General features: G+C 70.2%; 16 protein-coding genes. 11 read left to right on the top strand and 5 right to left on the bottom strand.

The annotated features are described in order from the left end of the window. Entirely contained in the window at positions 1 to 570 is a 570-nt protein-coding gene (locus AB0F88_RS08475) for a GtrA family protein (RefSeq protein WP_362679016.1), read from the bottom strand. Between the two features lie 296 nt (positions 571 to 866). Between AB0F88_RS08475 and AB0F88_RS08480 the strand changes: the two genes are divergently transcribed. The 5 genes from AB0F88_RS08480 to AB0F88_RS08500 all read left to right on the top strand — a co-directional run bounded on the left by AB0F88_RS08480 (position 867) and on the right by AB0F88_RS08500 (position 4776). Then, the gene (locus AB0F88_RS08480) at positions 867 to 1811 is read left to right on the top strand and encodes a hypothetical protein (RefSeq protein ID WP_362679019.1); all 945 of its coding nucleotides are present in this window, start codon (positions 867 to 869) and stop codon (positions 1809 to 1811) included. A 125-nt stretch (positions 1812 to 1936) separates the two neighbouring features. After that, positions 1937 to 3094 (top strand): 5-(carboxyamino)imidazole ribonucleotide synthase, encoded by a 1158-nt coding sequence (locus AB0F88_RS08485; RefSeq protein WP_362679022.1) that lies wholly within the window; start codon positions 1937 to 1939, stop codon positions 3092 to 3094. A 246-nt stretch (positions 3095 to 3340) separates the two neighbouring features. Beyond that, the gene (gene purE / locus AB0F88_RS08490) at positions 3341 to 3844 is read left to right on the top strand and encodes a 5-(carboxyamino)imidazole ribonucleotide mutase (RefSeq protein ID WP_362679025.1); all 504 of its coding nucleotides are present in this window, start codon (positions 3341 to 3343) and stop codon (positions 3842 to 3844) included. Positions 3845 to 3941: 97 nt separating this feature from the next. Next, positions 3942 to 4067: a hypothetical protein gene (locus AB0F88_RS08495; RefSeq protein WP_362679028.1), complete on the top strand. Its 126-nt coding sequence runs from the start codon at positions 3942 to 3944 to the stop codon at positions 4065 to 4067. 472 nt (positions 4068 to 4539) lie between these two features. Continuing rightward, on the top strand, positions 4540 to 4776 hold the full coding sequence (locus AB0F88_RS08500) for a DUF397 domain-containing protein (RefSeq protein ID WP_362679031.1): 237 nt from the start codon (positions 4540 to 4542) through the stop codon (positions 4774 to 4776). Positions 4777 to 5435: 659 nt separating this feature from the next. Here the strand turns inward: AB0F88_RS08500 and AB0F88_RS08505 are convergent. Further along, a complete protein-coding gene (locus AB0F88_RS08505; protein ID WP_362680590.1) occupies positions 5436 to 6737 on the bottom strand; it encodes a UDP-glucose/GDP-mannose dehydrogenase family protein in 1302 nt (433 codons plus the stop codon). A 163-nt stretch (positions 6738 to 6900) separates the two neighbouring features. Here AB0F88_RS08505 and AB0F88_RS08510 point away from each other — a divergent pair, with 163 nt between their 5' ends. Next, positions 6901 to 8064 (top strand): acyl-CoA dehydrogenase family protein, encoded by a 1164-nt coding sequence (locus AB0F88_RS08510; RefSeq protein ID WP_362679033.1) that lies wholly within the window; start codon positions 6901 to 6903, stop codon positions 8062 to 8064. Positions 8065 to 8431: 367 nt separating this feature from the next. Here AB0F88_RS08510 and AB0F88_RS08515 read toward each other — a convergent pair whose 3' ends face one another. Both AB0F88_RS08515 and AB0F88_RS08520 read right to left on the bottom strand, forming a co-directional pair. Then, positions 8432 to 9910 (bottom strand): multicopper oxidase family protein, encoded by a 1479-nt coding sequence (locus AB0F88_RS08515; protein WP_362679036.1) that lies wholly within the window; start codon positions 9908 to 9910, stop codon positions 8432 to 8434. 1 nt (position 9911) lies between these two features. Continuing rightward, a complete protein-coding gene (locus AB0F88_RS08520) occupies positions 9912 to 10391 on the bottom strand; it encodes a hypothetical protein (RefSeq protein WP_362679039.1) in 480 nt (159 codons plus the stop codon). A gap of 544 nt (positions 10392 to 10935) precedes the next feature. On the opposite strand from AB0F88_RS08520, the gene AB0F88_RS08525 reads away from it, so the two are divergent. From AB0F88_RS08525 to AB0F88_RS08545, 5 genes are all read left to right on the top strand, one after another. Next, positions 10936 to 11202 (top strand): hypothetical protein, encoded by a 267-nt coding sequence (locus AB0F88_RS08525; RefSeq protein ID WP_362679043.1) that lies wholly within the window; start codon positions 10936 to 10938, stop codon positions 11200 to 11202. Positions 11203 to 11209: 7 nt separating this feature from the next. Beyond that, positions 11210 to 11701, top strand: coding sequence for a TIGR00725 family protein (locus AB0F88_RS08530; RefSeq protein ID WP_362679046.1), 492 nt, complete (start codon positions 11210 to 11212; stop codon positions 11699 to 11701). 67 nt (positions 11702 to 11768) lie between these two features. Next, positions 11769 to 12209 (top strand): hypothetical protein, encoded by a 441-nt coding sequence (locus AB0F88_RS08535; protein ID WP_362679049.1) that lies wholly within the window; start codon positions 11769 to 11771, stop codon positions 12207 to 12209. Between the two features lie 163 nt (positions 12210 to 12372). Further along, positions 12373 to 12786 (top strand): YchJ family metal-binding protein, encoded by a 414-nt coding sequence (locus AB0F88_RS08540; RefSeq protein WP_362679052.1) that lies wholly within the window; start codon positions 12373 to 12375, stop codon positions 12784 to 12786. 11 nt (positions 12787 to 12797) lie between these two features. Then, the gene (locus tag AB0F88_RS08545; RefSeq protein WP_362679055.1) at positions 12798 to 13256 is read left to right on the top strand and encodes a hypothetical protein; all 459 of its coding nucleotides are present in this window, start codon (positions 12798 to 12800) and stop codon (positions 13254 to 13256) included. 218 nt (positions 13257 to 13474) lie between these two features. Here the strand turns inward: AB0F88_RS08545 and AB0F88_RS08550 are convergent, their stop codons facing one another. Continuing rightward, entirely contained in the window at positions 13475 to 16483 is a 3009-nt protein-coding gene (locus tag AB0F88_RS08550) for a discoidin domain-containing protein (RefSeq protein ID WP_362679058.1), read from the bottom strand. Positions 16484 to 16702 lie beyond the last annotated feature (219 nt).

Consider the following 16702-nt stretch of genomic DNA (forward strand, 5'->3'; position numbering starts at 1 on the left):
CTAACGCGGGCCGGGGGGCGGCGCGTTCTCCTCCGAGGTCTTGTTCAGGAGATACATGTGGCCGTTGACCTGGTTGTTCGGTGTCGCCGGCCGGCTCGGTGGCGTGCCGGGGAGGGCTCCGGCCGGCTCGTCCGGCGGCGTGCCGGGCAGGAAGACCCACTTCTTGTACGACCAGAACCTGAAGAGGGTGCCGAGGGCGGTGCCGGTGAGCAGGGCGATGTTGTAACTCAGCACGTCCTGCAGACCCAGGGTGTAGGTCACGAAACCGATCACCAGCAGCGAGATGAGCAGGCCGATGCCGTTGAGGACGAAGAACAGGAAGTACTCGCGGGCTAGGCCGCTCTGCTCCCGGTGCCTGAACGTCCAGTAGCGGTTGCCGAGATAGGCGAAGGTGGCCGCGACGATCGTGGCGATGACCTTGGAGGTGAGCGGCCCCCAGCCGACGCCGAACCTCAGCAGGTTGGTGCCGCCGGTGTCGATCACGAAGGCGACCGCGCCGATCGTCCCGAACTTCGCCAGCTCTCGTGCCAGCTCGGCGAGCCGCCGGTAGGCGAGTCGGAGAAACTCCACGTTTCCTGCACGGTCCTTTCGGGGGTCGGCTGCTGATCCGCCGCGTCGGAGGACCTCGAACACTCTTCGGGCCAGGCTACCGGTGAGGAGGCATGATCCGCGCGAGGTTGACTCGTTGATGTCCATAGCCGTCAACAGGTACTTTTTCAATAAATGTCGTATAAGGCCGGATAAATAGGGGGTATTGGCGTTACGCTGATCCCCCAGATCACGGGAAGCCCCCAGAAACCTCCGCTTCCTGTGATCGGTCCAGACGGACTGCCGTACGCGACGGCCACTACCCCGGGGATCAACCCTTGCGCCGCCGACTCCTCGCCTTGATCCTCGGTCTGTCGATGATGACCGGCTGTGGCGCGGGGAGCGACACGCCGGGTACCGCCCCCGAGACCGGCCCGTCGCGTGAGGCGTCCGCCGGGGTGGAGCTCGCCGAGGCGTCCAAGGCCTTCGCGCTGCTGGGAAGACTCGACAAGGCCTGGCGCGACCGGGACTGCGCGACCGTCGGGAAGCTCACCACCTGGGCGGAGAGAGCGCTGGGCGGTCGTGCCTGCGAGGCGACCCGGAACGGCCGCCCAGCCCCCGCCAGGAAGTCCTACACCGACGTGGAGTTGTACCTGCCCGGCGTCGACGGCCAGGACCGCTGGTTCGTCGCCCTGGCTCGCGAGCCCGACCCGGCCTACTTCCTGTTCCTCCAGGAGGACGGCGAGTGGCGGCTCGGCGCCGGTCCCATCCCGATCCTGGGCGAGATCCGCGAGCCGACCGAGGGCGCGGTACCCGCCGACGACCCCGACACGGGGGTCAGGGCCCGTCTCGTGCCGCAGCGCTACCTGACCTACCTGACCGACCCGGCGGGGGTGAGCGGGGTGACCTTCCCCAGGGGAGACCCGGTCCGGGGCCTCTTCGACGATCTGGTCAGGCGGCCGCTGAGCGTGCGGCCCGACCGCCTCACCGCCGACGTCCGCCTGCTCGTCGGCCCTCAGCGCGCGCTGCTGCTGCCCACCGGCGGCGCCCTGGTCATCCACGCCCTGGAGATCGAATACCGGCAGAGAGCCCGTCAGGGCCGTTCCTCGCTGGCCCGTCCCCTCTACGGCAGGGCCGACCTGCGCGGCTTCACCGGCAGGACCAGAGCCGCGAAACTGACCGGGACCGAGGTCGTGCTCGTCGCCACCGTGATCGGCGGCAGCGGCTCCAAGCTCGCCACGACCGGCCTGCGCCGCGGCCTCGCCACCCTCACGGCGGACTGAGCGCCCGCGGACGGCCGTTCCCGGTCACCGGCAGGCCCTTCGCGGGTCCCGGCAGGTCGCCCGACACCCGCCTGCCATCCGCCCGCCGCCCGGTCCCGTACCGCGTGACAGTAAACTTAACCGCTGTGAGCAGCCCTTCTTTGGCCAGTCCCATCGGACCCGTCGTCGGCGTGATCGGAGCGGGCCAGCTGGCCCGGATGACACAGCAGGCGGCCATCGCCCTCGGCATCGAGCTGCGGGTGCTGGCCAACTCGCCCGACGAGAGCGCCGCCCGCGTGATCGCCGACGTGCGTCTGGGCGACTACCGGTCCCTGGCCGACCTGCGCGATCTCGCCAAGGGATGTGACGCGGTCACCTTCGACCACGAGCACGTGCCCACCGAGCACGTCCGGGCCCTGGCCGAGGACGGCTTCGCCGTGCACCCCGGGGCCGGCGCGCTCGTCCACGCCCAGGACAAGGCCGTGATGCGCGAGCGGCTGACCGCGATCGGCGTGCCCTGCCCGCCCTGGCGGCGGGTCGAGACGGCCGCCGACGTCGAGGAGTTCGCCGCGGAGAACGGCTGGCCGGTCGTGCTCAAGGCGGTCCGGGGCGGCTACGACGGGCGCGGCGTCTGGGTCTGCCGCTCCGCGGACGACGCGACCGAGGTCCTGGCCTCCGGCGTGCCGCTGATGGCCGAGGGGTTCGTGCCGTTCGAGCGGGAGCTCGCCGTGCTGGTCGCCAGGTCGCCGCACGGGCAGGGCGTGAGCTACCCGGTGGTGGAGACCGTCCAGCGCGACGGCATCTGCGTCGAGGTGCTCGCCCCCGCTCCCGGCCTCGACCCCGAGTGGGCCGCGCTGGCCCAGCGGATCGCCCTGACCATCGCCAAGGAGCTGGGCGTCACCGGGCTGCTGGCCGTGGAGATGTTCGCCACCTCCTCGGGGCTGGTGGTGAACGAGCTGGCCATGCGCCCGCACAACAGCGGCCACTGGACGATCGACGGGGCCCGCACCTCCCAGTACGAGCAGCACCTGCGCGCGATCCTCGACCTCCCGCTCGGGTCGCCCGCGCCGACCGCCCCCGTGGTGGTGATGGCCAACCTCCTGGGCGGTGACGACCCGGACATCTTCTCCCGGTACGAGCATGTGATGGCCCACGACCCGGGGATCAAGGTCCACTTCTACGGCAAGGAGGTGCGGCCGGGGCGCAAGATCGGCCACGTCACCGCGATGGGCACCGACCTGGACGAGGTCCGCGCGCGTGCCCGGCACGCCGCCGTCTACCTCACCGAGGGAAGATACACCTGAGCCGGCGGGCTGGCAGGTTCGCCCTTCCGGCCCGCATCCCCGGCTTCGCCCTTCCTGCCCGCATCCCGGCCCGCGCCGGGGCGCCGGGACCGCGAGGGGCCGGGGTCGCCGAAAGCCCCCGCACCACCGGAAGGGCGCCGAGATCGTCCGGAGCCCCCGTACCGCCGACGAAAGCGCCACACCGGCGTTGACCACGGCACCACCGCGAACGCGCGCGGCCCTCGGGCCGCGAGGCAAGGAGACGTAATGACCACCGTCGGCATCGTCATGGGCAGCGACTCCGACTGGCCGGTGATGAAACTCGCCGCCGAGGCGCTGGCCGAGTTCGGGGTGGCGTTCGAGGCCGACGTGGTCTCCGCGCACCGCATGCCCGAGGAGATGATCGCGTACGGCGCGGAGGCGGCCGGGCGCGGGCTAAAGGTGATCATCGCGGGTGCCGGAGGAGCCGCTCACCTGCCGGGCATGCTCGCGTCGGTGACCCCGCTGCCGGTGATCGGCGTCCCCGTCCCGCTGAAGTATCTCGACGGCCTCGACTCTCTCCTGTCGATCGTCCAGATGCCCGCGGGGGTTCCTGTCGCGACCGTCGCCGTCGGGGGCGCCCGCAACGCGGGCCTGCTGGCCGTGCGGATCCTCGCCGCCGCCGACGAGGGGCTGCGGGTGAAGATGGAGGCGTTCCAGGTCGCTCTCAAGGATCAGGCCCACGCCAAGGGCGCGAGACTCCGGGCCGAGGCCGCCCAGCTCGGCGCCTGATATCACCACTTTTGGCCGATGGCTTGACAGCATCGCGGATAGAAGAGGACGCGGAGGGAAGGGGGAGGATCTTCAAATATCTCGGAGGTTGAGAATCATGAGGAACGCTATCCGCGCCGTCCTCGGACTCACGATGGCGGTGCTGGCGGTGTGGGGGAGCCTGGGCGCGGGTGAGGGCGGCAAGCCCGTCGACTCCGCGGTGAGTTCCGTCTCGACGCGCTAGCCCTCGCGGCCTCCGACGTGGCCCCTGTGGCCCCTGTGGCCCCTGTGGCCCCGTGGCCCTGTGGCCCTGTGGCCCTGTGGCCCTGTGGCCCCGGCCCCCGCGGCCCCCGACGTCGTACGCCCGGACGAGCTCCGTGGCCGCCATCGGCGTCGTGCGGCCCGGTCACCGCCGACGCCGCACGGTCTTCCGGACGGGTCGCCGTGCCGGGCGCGCGTCCTGCGCCTTTGTCGTTGCGGACGTCGCGGGCGGTCCGGATACTGTCCTCGTGGAACCCGCCGCCGCTCACGGAACCGCCGCCGCTCATGGAGCCGGTGCCCTTCGTGGAGACCGGTGCCGTTCGTGGGAGCCCGGTGCCGGAGGGACGCGTCACGGGGTGCTCCCGGGACGTGGCGCAGGCGTGCCGGTCACGGGGGCGATCCGCTCGAACACTCCGCCCAACGGGCGACCGCCGACATAGCGAAGGTGAGACGACGTGGAAGCAGACCTCAGCAGGGCCGTCTGGCGCAGGGCGACCCCGGAGGGGGACGACGGCGGCAACTGCGTCGAGGTGGCCGTGATCGACGCCCCGGCGGAGGGTCACAAGGCCGGTTCGGGCTCTCTTTACGTATTGCGCGATTCCAGGAATCCCGACGGGCCGAAGCTGTTCTTCACCCGCTCGGAGTGGGACGCCTTCGTCGGGGGCGTGAAGCTCGGCGAGTTCGACAACTGACCGGGCGGGACCGGGGCCGGTAGAAGGCCTCCGCCGAGGACGGGGCCTTCTCGCCGGGTGCCTTCCGGGAGCTTTACCCGATGGCCGCGCTCGGATCGCGTACCGGTCCGGCCTGGTGAAAGAAGCGGTGCTCGCGGGGCTCACCCTCACGGTCGCCGGCTTCTCGCCAGGGTAAAGGTCCTTTTGTCGAACGCACAGGAAGAAGTGGTTTCGCGAGGCGACCCGCATTCGCCACAATGGGAGCGGTCTTACCGTAATAACCCTCAAAAACGTTCTATAGCTAATCTAGAAGCGGCTAGTCCCTTTTGTGGCTATATGTCCCATATCGTAGTAATTGTCATATCCGCGAGATTACTGCGAAAGGGGGCGTCCTCATGGGTATCACGATGTTCCCGGGAGGGGGCTGGCCCGCCCACGATCCGTACTGGCGCTATCGCCGTCGCCGTCGTCGCCGCTGGCGTCGCTGGTACCGCTGGGACCACTGGTGAGGTCTGGCACTGAATGACGCGAGAAAGCCACGGTGACCTATGTGGTCCCTGAGAAGTCGACGCTTACCCGACGGGTTCCCGGATCAACCGGGAACCCGTTGTCATGTCCGGGAACGCGCGAAGGGCCGCGAAGGGCCGCGAAGGGCTCGGCGCGCGAAGGGCGGGCCGGGCTCAGGGGCGCCCGAGGGCGCGGTAGTGCCAGCCGGAGGCCCGCCAGGTCTCGGCGTCGAGGGCGTTGCGACCATCGACGATCTTGCGGGAGGCCACCACGGAACCCAGTTCCTCGGGATCCATGGCGATGAACTCCTGCCACTCGGTCAGCAGCAGCACGACGTGGGCGTCCTTGGCCGCGTCCAGGGCGGAGGCGCCGTAGGAGAGCCCGGGATGGGCCTTGCGGGCGTTCTCCTGGGCGACGGGGTCGTAGACGGTGACCCGGCCACCCTGCTCGCTGATCTTGACGGCGACGTCCAGGGCGGGCGAGTCGCGGATGTCGTCGGAGTTGGGCTTGAACGCGGCGCCGAGCACCGCGACCGTGCAGCCCCGGAAGGAGCCCCCGGCCAGCTCGCGGGCCAGGTCGACCATGCGGGCGCGGCGGCGCATGTTGATCGCGTCGACCTCCCGCAGGAAGGTCAATGCCTGGTCGGCGCCGAGCTCCCCGGCCCTGGCCATGAAGGCCCGGATGTCCTTGGGCAGGCAGCCGCCGCCGAAGCCGAGACCGGGGTTCAGGAACTTGCCGCCGATGCGGTCGTCGAAGGACAGCGCCAGGGACAGCTGCTTGACGTCGGCGTGCGCGGCCTCGCAGACCTCGGCCATCGCGTTGATGAAGGAGATCTTCGTGGCGAGGAAGGCGTTGGCGGCCACCTTGACCAGCTCGGCCGTGGGGTAGTCGGTGATGACCATCGGGGTGCCCATCTCCAGCATGGAGGCGTACACCTCCCGCATGACCTTCTCGGCCCTGTCGGAGGCGACGCCGAGCACGATCCGGTCGGGGTGCAGGGTGTCCTTCACCGCGAAGCCCTCCCGGAGGAACTCCGGGTTCCAGGCCAGCTCGGCGCCCGCGCCGATGGGTGCCAGCCGGGCCAGCTTGTCGGCGAGGCGCTGCGCGGTGCCGACCGGGACGGTCGACTTGCCGACGATCAGGCACTCGCGGTTCAGGTGGGGGGCGAGCGACTCGATCGCGGCGTCCAGGTAGGACACGTCGGCCGCGTACTCTCCCGGCTTCTGGGGGGTGCCCAGGCACAGGAAGTGCACGTCGCCGAAGGCCGCGGCCTCCTCGTACGAGGTGGTGAAGCGCAATCGGCCGTTGGCCAGGTTGCGCCGCAGGATCTCCTGCAGACCCGGCTCGTAGATGGGCAGATCGCCGGCCCGCAGGCGGTCGATCTTCTCCGCGTCCACGTCGAGGCTGAGGACTTCGAAGCCCAGCTCGGCCATGCATGCGGACGTCGTCGCACCGAGGTATCCGGTTCCCACCATCGTCAGGCGGTAGGCCACTGGTGCTCCTTTCGGTTCTGCCCAATTCTTTGCCGACAGGGTACCGGCATCTAGCGCTTCTACTTTGCCACCTGCGCAAACGCCGGAGTACATATCACATGGGGTGGAGCGCTCCAGATTTTGTTGGACGTCCTAGTATTTGCCCATGAGCTACCCTCTCTACGCACTGCCCGAGGAGCACGAGATGCTCCGCGAGACGGTCCGGGCCCTCGCCGACGAGAAGATCGCCCCTCGCGCCGCCGAGGCCGACGAGACGGCGGAGTTCCCGGCGGACAGCTACAAGGCGCTCGTCGCGGCGGACCTGCACGCCGTGCACATCCCCGAGGAGTACGGCGGCGCCGGGGCCGACGCCCTCGCGACGGTGATCGTCATCGAGGAGGTGGCGCGGGCCTGCGCCTCGTCCTCGCTGATTCCCGCCGTCAACAAGCTCGGCACCGTTCCGCTGCTGCTCTCGGCCTCCGAGGAGCTCAAGGAGCGCTATCTCACGCCGGTCGCGCGGGGCGAAGCGATGTTCTCGTACGCCCTCTCGGAGGCCGAGGCGGGCAGCGACGCCGCCGCCATGAAGACCCGCGCGGTCCTCGACGGCGACCACTACGTGCTCGACGGCGCCAAGATGTGGATCACCAACGCCGGGGTGTCGGAGTACTACACGGTGATGGCCGTCACCGAGCCGGGCGTCGGGGCGAGGGGCATCTCCGCGTTCGTCGTGGAGAAGGGCGACGAGGGCGTCAGCTTCGGGGCCAAGGAGCGCAAGCTCGGCATCAAGGGCTCCCCGACCCGCCAGGTCATCCTGGAGAACGTGCGGATCCCCGCGTCCCGGATGATCGGCGAGCCCGGCACCGGTTTCAAGACCGCGCTGGCCACCCTGGACCACACCCGCATCACCATCGCCGCCCAGGCGCTCGGCATCGCCCAGGGCGCGCTGGACTACGCGATCGGCTACGTCAAGGAGCGCAGGCAGTTCGGCAAGGCCGTCGCCGAGTTCCAGGGCGTCCAGTTCATGGTCGCCGACATGGCCATGAAGCTGGAGGCCGCCCGCCAGCTCACCTACGCCGCCGCGGCCAGGTCCGAGCTGGCCATGCACGGCGAGCCGCAGAAGGACCTCACCTTCCTGTCCAGCGCCGCCAAGTGCGCCGCCTCCGACGCCGCCATGGAGATCACCACCGACGCCGTCCAGCTCCTGGGCGGGTACGGCTACACCAGCGACTATCCGGTCGAGCGCATGATGCGCGACGCGAAGATCACCCAGATCTACGAGGGGACGAACCAGATCCAGCGCATGGTGATGGCCAGGCAGCTCCTGAAGTAGGCGCCTGAACAGCAAGAACCCGGTCCGGAGGAAGCTCCCGGACCGTCGAACGCCTCGTATGCGTTGTCGCGGCCCCGGGCGGCCGGATTCGTCCGCCCGGACTCGACGTCGTAGAAATGGGCGACGATCAGGGCGCCGTCCGGCAAGGCGTCCCGGCAGCCGCGCGGCTGCCGGGGCAGGGACAGGGTGGGATCTCGCTGATCGTCGGTGGAGGTACGCCCGGGCCAGGCCACCGCCGGCGGGATCCCGCAGGAAGTGCGCCGGCGCGCGGCGCGGATGGTCTTCGAGGTTCGCTAGCAGCTAGCCGAGATGGAAAAGGCCCCAGGCTCTATCGCCAGGAGAAGCCACCGTTGAAGGCCGTGACAGCTCACTCCGGCACGTTCCCCGCCGGGCCGCCCACGGTGAACGGGGTGGTGACGCCCTCGTACATCAGGTGGGCGGTGAGTCCTTCGGAGGCGTGCGGCAGGTTGTGGCAGTGGTCCATCCACAGGCCCGGGTTGTCGGCGACGAAGGCGATCTCGTACGTCTCGCCCGAGCCGACCTCCAGGGAGTCCACCCACCAGGGGCTTCCGGTGGCGGGCACGCCGTCGCGGCTGAGCACCACCGCGTGATGGCCGTGCAGGTGCATGGGATGGGCCTCGCCGCTGTGGTTGGAGACACGCATCCGCACCACGTCGCCCTCCCTCACGTGGAACATCGGCACGTCGGGGTAGAGCCCGCCGTTGATGGTCCACCACAGTCCGGGGACGCCGTCCAGGAAGCCGGGGCGGCGTCCGATGTCGTAGTTGAAGCGCCGGTTCGGCGCGGCGGGGTCGAAGGCGAGCCGCGCCGGGGTGCCGTAGGTGAGCGGGTCCAGCGTCGCCGCCGGGCGGGGAAGCGGAGGCAGGTCGTACGACTTCGAGCCGAGCACGACGCCGGTCGGCCCGCCGAGGTGGACCCGCACCGGCGAGCCGTCCGCCGGCATGGTCACCTCCAGATCGGTCCGCCCGCCGGCGGCCACCGCCACGGCGGTGTCCCGCACCGGCGCGGGCCCGTTGAGCTCCGTGCCGTCCACGGCGGCGAGCCGGAAGGGGACGCCGCTCACCCAGGTCTGCATGACGCCGTACTCGGTGTTGATCACCCGCACCCGGGCCCGCGCGCCGGGCGGCGCCTCGACGCGGACGTCACCCTCGTACCCGTTGATCGTGCGCACCCCGCGATACAGGTGAGACAGCGCCACGACGTCGACCCTCTTGCCCGCACCGGAGGCCGGCGTGACCACGAGCGCCCCCAGCAGGCCGCCGCGCACCTGCTCGTGCGACATCTGGTGGGAGTGGTACCAGAAGGTGCCCGTCTGGTCGGCGACGAACCGGTAGGTGAACTGCTCGCCGACGCCGACCGCGTCCTGGGTGACCCCGGCCACGCCGTCGGCGGCGTTGGGCACGTCCACGCCGTGCCAGTGCAGGGTGATGCCGCCTGGCACCGACTCGTTGACCAGCCGGACCTCGACCAGTTGCCCCTCGACCGCGCTGACGGTCGGGCCGGGGGAGGCGCCATTGAGGGTGTACCCGTCGAAGTCACGGCCGGACGGCAGGCGGAACCGCTGCTTGCGGGCGACCATGGTCACGGCGACATCCGCCGGACGCTTGGCGTCGGCGGCCAGCTGGGTGACGTCACGCGCGGTCCCGCTATGGGCGGCGTGCCCGCCGTGGGCCGAGGAGCCGCCCGGCCCGCCGCCGTAGTCGGCGTACCCCATGTCCGTGAGCGAGTACGTGTCCGGCATCAGGCTGTCCTGCCAGAGCCAGAGCAGCGGCCCGAGCACGGCCACGGTGGCGGCACTCGCGAAGGCCAGACGACTCCTGCGCATGTCAGGCGTGGGCCGCGGGCTGTGCTTCCCGCGTGGCCGGTACCTGTGCGGCCGCCTTGAGCCGCGCCGCGTACAGCGCCGCGGCGAACAGGAGCAGCGCGTTGATCCCGTGGACGGCGCCCATGAGCGGGATGTTGCCGCCCATGATGCCGAAGGTGACCTGGAGCACGACGAGCAGGAGCACCAGCCCGGCCGCCTTCACCGCGCCGGGGACCTTCGCCCAGAAGGAGCAGATCAGCAGGATCAGCGCGAGGGCCGGGATGGCGAACATCCCGTTGAGCCCGTGCACGACCAAACCGAAGACCTCAATGAAGGGCACCTCACCGCTCTCCGCGAGTGTCTTGTCGAGCACCCCGCCCTGTCCGATGAATACGGTGAGCCCGGCCTCGAACCACACCGCCGCCGCCGCCTGCACGGCCACTTCGACGGCGATCAGATAGGCCAGAACCTTGTAGACGTGTTTCACACGTTCCCTTTCCATACCGCTGATACGGGTGCGCTTTCGCCTCGCCGGGGGAGCAGTCCCGATGTTCCCGGGCATGCAAAATGCATCGATAACGCTTAAAGTTCGATTTTCGGGCGAAAAGCCGCTAACCCCCCATAGGGGAGCTTAACAAGATGTCGCATCAGAATTCCCGGAAGCCGCGGCCGCGGCTGCGGCTTGGGCGGCGTGCAACTGCCGTACTTTTTGGTGAAGGCACTGGTCAGGGAGGTCAAGGTCAGCTGATTGATCCGTGAGCAGCGCGGGTGCATATAAGCGTTCTACGTACAATTCCACACAACACCGGAGTGTGATTCGTTTCATAAATCCTTCACCTCCGCTCGGTACGCCTGCCTTGGACGTCGGCCGGGTCGCCCCTAATGGCCAGGCCGGCCTGGCCGGCCAGACCGGTCAGGTGCGCGGGGCGTGCTCACCCCTGCATCGGCCGCGAGGATCCGCTCTGTGCTCTCGATCCACATCGTGAAGATCTGCGGACCCAGGGGCGCCGCGTGTCCTCTCCCCTGCCTCCCAGGAGCATTTCCTCGTGCATTCGCTGCCCGACGCCCTCACCAGCACGTTCCAAGACGCGCTGGTGTGCTCCTGCATCGCGCTCACCAAGGACGAGCGGCCGATCACCTGGCCCGGCATCCCGCACGCCGGCGCGAACGGCACCCTTTGTCGGGACGGCACCGGCACCGTCACAACCGTGCTGCCGGCGGTGATCCCCGCCGTTGATGGGGCGTTCCGTTCGCCGCCCGTGCTGCGGGCATCTCGGGGATTCCCGGTCGATGGTCGTCGCTCGCGGGCATGATCCCGTCGTGACGATCCAGGTGTCGGTGTGCGGCCCGCGCGACTGCACGGACGAAGACGAGTCCAATGCCCGCGAGGTCGGCCGGTTGCTGGCGGAGCGCGGTGCGGTGGTGATCTGCGGTGGTTACACGGGGGTCATGGCCGCCGTGGCGGCCGGGGCCAGATCGGCGGGCGGGACGGTGGTCGGCATCCTGTCCCGGGCGGACGGGGAGGGCGCCAATCCGGATCTCTCCATCGTGATCCCGGCCGGTGTCGGGGAGGCGCGGAACATCGTCATCGTCAACTCGGGTGACGCCGTGATCGTCGTGGGCGGGTCGTGGGGCACCCTCTCCGAGCTGGCGTTCGCGATGCGGCACGGCCGTGTCCCCGTGGTCCAGCTCGGCGGCTGGCGGATCCTCGACCACGAGGGGCATCCGGTCGCCGGCGTCAGGCACGTCTCGTCCCCGGAGGAGGCGCTGGCGGCGACGGGACTCTGGCCCGACCGTCGGGCGGGGAACTGAGAAACGGGAGCATGGACGGTGCGGGCGACGCCTCGTTCCGTCGATTTTTGTGTAGATTCGCCCCTCTATGTTGGGGTTCTTCTTTGTCGCCGGACTGGCGCTCGTCGCGGCGTGGCCGCTGTTCGCTCTGGCGGCCTGCGTCCTCGCTCTGGCGGCGGGCATCGGGGCGGTACGCGCCCAATGGCGAGGCGGCACGGCGTCGCGGCGTCCCGGGTTCTGGCGCGGGCTCGCGGCCGGATCGGCCTGCGCCGCGTGGGCGACGGTCGCCTACGGTCTGACGCAACTGCCGTTCCTCCACCTCGACCCTGACAGCAGGTGCCCGGTCTACGACGGCGACATCGTCTTCAAACGGGTGCCGTGGGACGACCCGGAGTGCGATCCCGTTCCCGGCCTTGTCTGGCCGCTGGCGATCTTTTTCACCCTCGCCTTCGTCGCCTGCCTGATCATGGCGGTCCGCGCCCGGCGCGCGAGCGGTGCCGGGGACGGGCGCCAGGGGCATGTCCCGTAGGTCGCCGAGCCGGAGACGGGTACGGTGATCGGCTCTCACGCCTGCCCGGCGAGCCCGGGGAACGGACCTGCCCGGCGAGCCCGGGGAACGGACCGCGCAGGTCACCGGGCCGCGCCTGAGGCGCAGGGAACGGGCCCGGTGGAGCTCGCGGCATACTGGGGACGTGCCACGACGTGATCCACGGTCCCGAGCCCGTTCCGCGCCCGACACCTCATGCCCGTGCGGGCTGCCCGCGACGTACGGGGACTGCTGCGGGCGGCTGCACCGCGGCGAGGCGTCCGCGACGACGGCCGAGGCGCTGATGCGGTCGCGGTTCAGCGCCTTCGGCGTCGGCGACGCCGGGTATCTCCTGCGCACCTGGCATCCGTCGACGCGTCCACCGGTCGTCGAGCTCGATGACTCGGTCCGGTGGACACGCCTGGAGGTGCTGGAGACGACCGGCGGCAGTTCCTTCCACACCGAGGGCGCCGTCCGCTTCCGCGCCCACTACGTCGAGCGCGGCGAGGCGGGCCACATGGAGGAGCACAGCCGCTTCGCCCGGCACGCGGGCGACTGGGCGTACGTCGGGACGCTCTAGGAACCGCGATCGTGCGGGCTCACGTCGACCATGCCCGGCCGACCGTGGCCGCGGCTGTCGCGGGGAGCGGGGAGCGGGGAGCGGGGTTTCGATACGTGTTCTGCCACTTCCAGTACGTCGCCGGGCTCTACGGCCGTCATCTGCAGGCCCTCACCGGCATCGTCAACGGTCACAGCTCGTTGCCGTACAAGAGCCAGGCCGAGAGTCTCGAACAGGCCCGGCGCGCGACCCTGCAGGCGGACTGCCTGGGGGGAGTCTTCCTGGGAAGCGTCTGGAAGAGCGCGGGGCAGGGCAGCGAGGGCTGGCCCGCGCTGCTGGAACTCGTGAAGGGGAACGGCGACTACAACTACAAGAAGGACAGCCGGTTCGCCAGGGGCAAGAACATCGTCCACTGGCTCGACCGCGGTTTCAGGAGCGGCGACCCCGGCTCCTGCAGAACCTGGGCGGTGCCCTCCTCACGCGTTGCCTGACGGTCGGGATCAAAAGCCTCGCAGGGCTTCCGCGGGACTTCCGACGCGGGACTTCCGGAGGGCTTCCGGGAGGAGGCCGGTGACACGCCGCCCGGGTCGGTGACCCGGGCGGCGTGTCCTCGGAACGGGCTGTCACTCGCGCGTGCGGCTCCCTCGCGGGCCGGACGCGGTGCCGGACGCGGTGAGAGCGGCACCGTCGATCGGGTTCGTGCGAGGAACTAGCTGTAGACGCCGAACTCCCAGAGCGAGTAGCCGTACGCCGTGCCGCGCTGGGTGAGGTTCACCCGGACGTACCTGGCCGACGCGTTGAGGTCGACGGAGTCGAACCCGCCGTCGCCGGTCGTGGTCGAGTGGACGGTGGTCCAGGTCGAGCCGTTGGCGGAGGTCTGGATCTGGTACGCCCTGCCGTAGGCGCCCTCCCAGCCGAGCTGGACGTGCCTGATCGCGGTGGTCGCGCCGAGGTCGACCTGGATCCACTGCGGGTCGGCCCACTCGCTGGCCCACCGGGAGGTGAAGCTGCCGTCGGTGGCCCGGTTCGCGGTGAACGGGCCGCCGTCGCCGGTCGGCTGGTAGGAGGAGGCGGTGGTCGGCTTGCCGAGAGCCACGTTGGTCCCGGCGACCGTCGGCGGGACGACGCGGAACGACCGCTGCTCGATGCCCGCGTTGCCGTGCCCGTCGAAGGCGTACACGTACACCTTCCACACGCCCATCTGCTCCGGCGCGGTCACCGTGAACCTGCCGGGGCCGGTCTGGACGAACCTGACGTTGTCGAAGCCGCGGTTGCCGTTGATGTGCTTGTTGCCGAACATCAGGTTGTAGCGGATCAGGTCGCTGTTCGGGTCGGTCGCGGCGACCTCGACGGTGAAGGTCTTCCCGGCCTGGACGGCGGTCTGCGAGCCGACCGTCATCGAGGTGATCTCCGGGGGAGTGTTCGCCGAGGGCTGCCCGGTGTAGGCCGCCTTGAGCGCGTGGTAGCCGTGCCTGCGCCAGCCGCCGGTGGTGGTGTTGAGCCACACCCCGCCGAAGTCGTTCTCCAGGCCGTAGTGGAACTCGGTCGCGCCGAGCGCGACGCCGGGGTGGCCCTTGATCGCGTTCCAGCTGGCGGTGTACTGGTCCCGCTTCCGCAGGTCGGTCGGCTCGTCGGGGACGCCGTTGACGTCGTTGGGAACCTCCCACTCGCCGTCGGGCCCGGCCTCGGTGACGACGTACGGCTTGGTGTACCCGCCGCTGATCCAGTCCGGCTTGACGGTGTGGATGGCGCCGTAGGAGTTGACCGCGAGCAGGTCGAGGGCGGGGGAGTGGGCCTTGTAATAGGTCCAGGCGTGGGTGTAGGCGTCGGTGGAGGTGACCGGGTGGTCGGGGTCGGCGGCGTGGATCGCCTGCGCCACCTCGTTGACGAACTTCGCGTACGCCACCCGCCGCTGCTCGACCACGTCGGCCGGCAGGCCGTGGTCCTGCATGGTGAGGATGACCTCGTTGCCGACGTCCCACATGAGCACGCCCTGGCGGCCCTTGAGGGCGTTCACCCTGGCGACGATCTCGTTCTTCACGCTGTTCTTGTACGCGGTGTCGTTGACGTAGTCGGCGCCCTGGTTGAGCCAGTGCCCGACGATGACCTTGATGCCCTGCTGGGCGGCCCTGTCGAGCAGCGCCGGGGTGTGGGTGTCGTCGACGCCCCAGGTGCGGATCGTGTTGACGCCCATGTTCTTGAGGTCGCGCATGTAGCCGTCGGCCGCGGCCTGCGGCGGGCCGTAGGTCAGGCCCTTGACCACGTACGGGGCGCCGTTCACCTGGAGCTGCCAGTTGCCCTGCGAACCGGTCACCCTGACGGTGCTCGGCCCGGCGGGGGTCGCCGGGTCGGTCATCGCGGCGGGGACGGTGCCGGCCTGCCTGGCGACCGAGATCCGGTCCACGCTGAGCACGCCGCCGGAGGTGGTGGCGGCGGTCGGCGTCGTGGTTCCCGCGAGCGCGTTGGGCAGCGAGCCGCCGATGGCCAGGTCGAGGCGGAGGTAGAAGCCGTGGTGCAGGGCCGCCCGCCACGCGGTGACGCCGACCTGGCTCTGGCGCACGACCCAGGTCTGCCTGCCGTCGAGGTAGAAGCGGATCTCCTCGTCGGTCTTGGTGCGGTCGATGACCTGCGCGTACTCGTGATAGCCGGTCTGGCAGCCGTCACAGGTGGCGAAACCGCTGGTGCGGCCGTTGTACTCGTTGCACACGCCCTCGGGCGCGGTGCCGCAGTGCAGGGTGTTGGCCAGCTGGTCGCGGCCGTTGACGCCGGTCATGATGTCGGTCTCGCCGACGGACGGCCAGTTGTTGTAGTTGCCCCGGTAGGCGGCGCCGGTCGCGCGGAAGCCGGGCCAGTAGCCCAGGGCGTTCGCGACGTCGGGCTGCTTGAGCCGGGCGCTGAACCTGAGCAGCTCGCCCGGCTGCGGCGCGAAGTCGGTGCGCTGGGTCTCGATCCGGCCGGAGGTCCAGTTGCCCGCGCCGTCCCTGATCGCCTTGATGTTCAGGTTGCCGGTGCCGTCGAGGGAGACGTTGGCCGTCGAGGCGCTCATGGTCTCGACCTCGCCGGTGCCCCAGTTCGCGGCGCCGCCGGGGTAGGAGGTGCCGGTGCGCAGGATCCAGTCGGCGGCCGAGGGGGAGGTGCCGGCCGCTCCGTTGAAGTCGTCCTTCCACACCTCGGTCCAGGTGCCGGGCTCCTCGGGCTCCTCCGGCTCCTGGGGGCCGCCCGTGCTGCCGTAGACCTGGAACTCCCACAGCGAGTAGCCGTAGCCGGTCCCCCGGGCGGTGCCGTGCATCCGCACGTACCGGCCGGAGCCGGTCACGTCCAGGGTCTGGGTGCCGCCGGTGCCGGTGGTGGTCGAGTAGACGTCGGTCCAGGAGGAGCCGTTCGCCGACGTCTGGATCTTGAAGGCCCTGCCGTACGCGGCCTCCCAGGTCAGCACCACCCGGCTGATCGTGGCCGTCTCTCCGAGGTCGACCTGGAGCCACTGCGGGTCGCTGAACGCGCTGGCCCAGCGAGTGCCCGTCAGGTTCCCGTCGACGGCCAGCGACGCGACGTAACCGGCGCCCTCGGACGACGAGGCCGTCGCCGTCCTGCCCTGCGACAGCAGGCCGTCGGCCGCCGCCGCAGGGCCGGTGAACGCCAGGCCGGACAGGACCAGTGCCGCCAGGGCGGCGAGGACCAGGCCCAACCGGAAGCGGCCCGAACTACGAGCTGGATACACGATCTCTCCTCGAAAGGGGGATGCCCGCCAGGGAACGGCGAGGGGGGAGAGCGCTCTCCGTAATCGAGGGTGCGCTTGGAGATCGAGCGGTGTCAAGGCCCTTCTTCTCGCGAGATCGAAACGCGCTGCTCACGCCCCCGAAACCTCGCCTCGATGGACATATCCCTTCAAAGTCCACTTTCCCGCACGTCCGTCGACGCGTCCGCGGCGAGAAAGCGG

Source organism: Streptosporangium sp. NPDC023963, from assembly GCF_040639135.1.
GTDB lineage: Bacteria > Actinomycetota > Actinomycetes > Streptosporangiales > Streptosporangiaceae > Streptosporangium.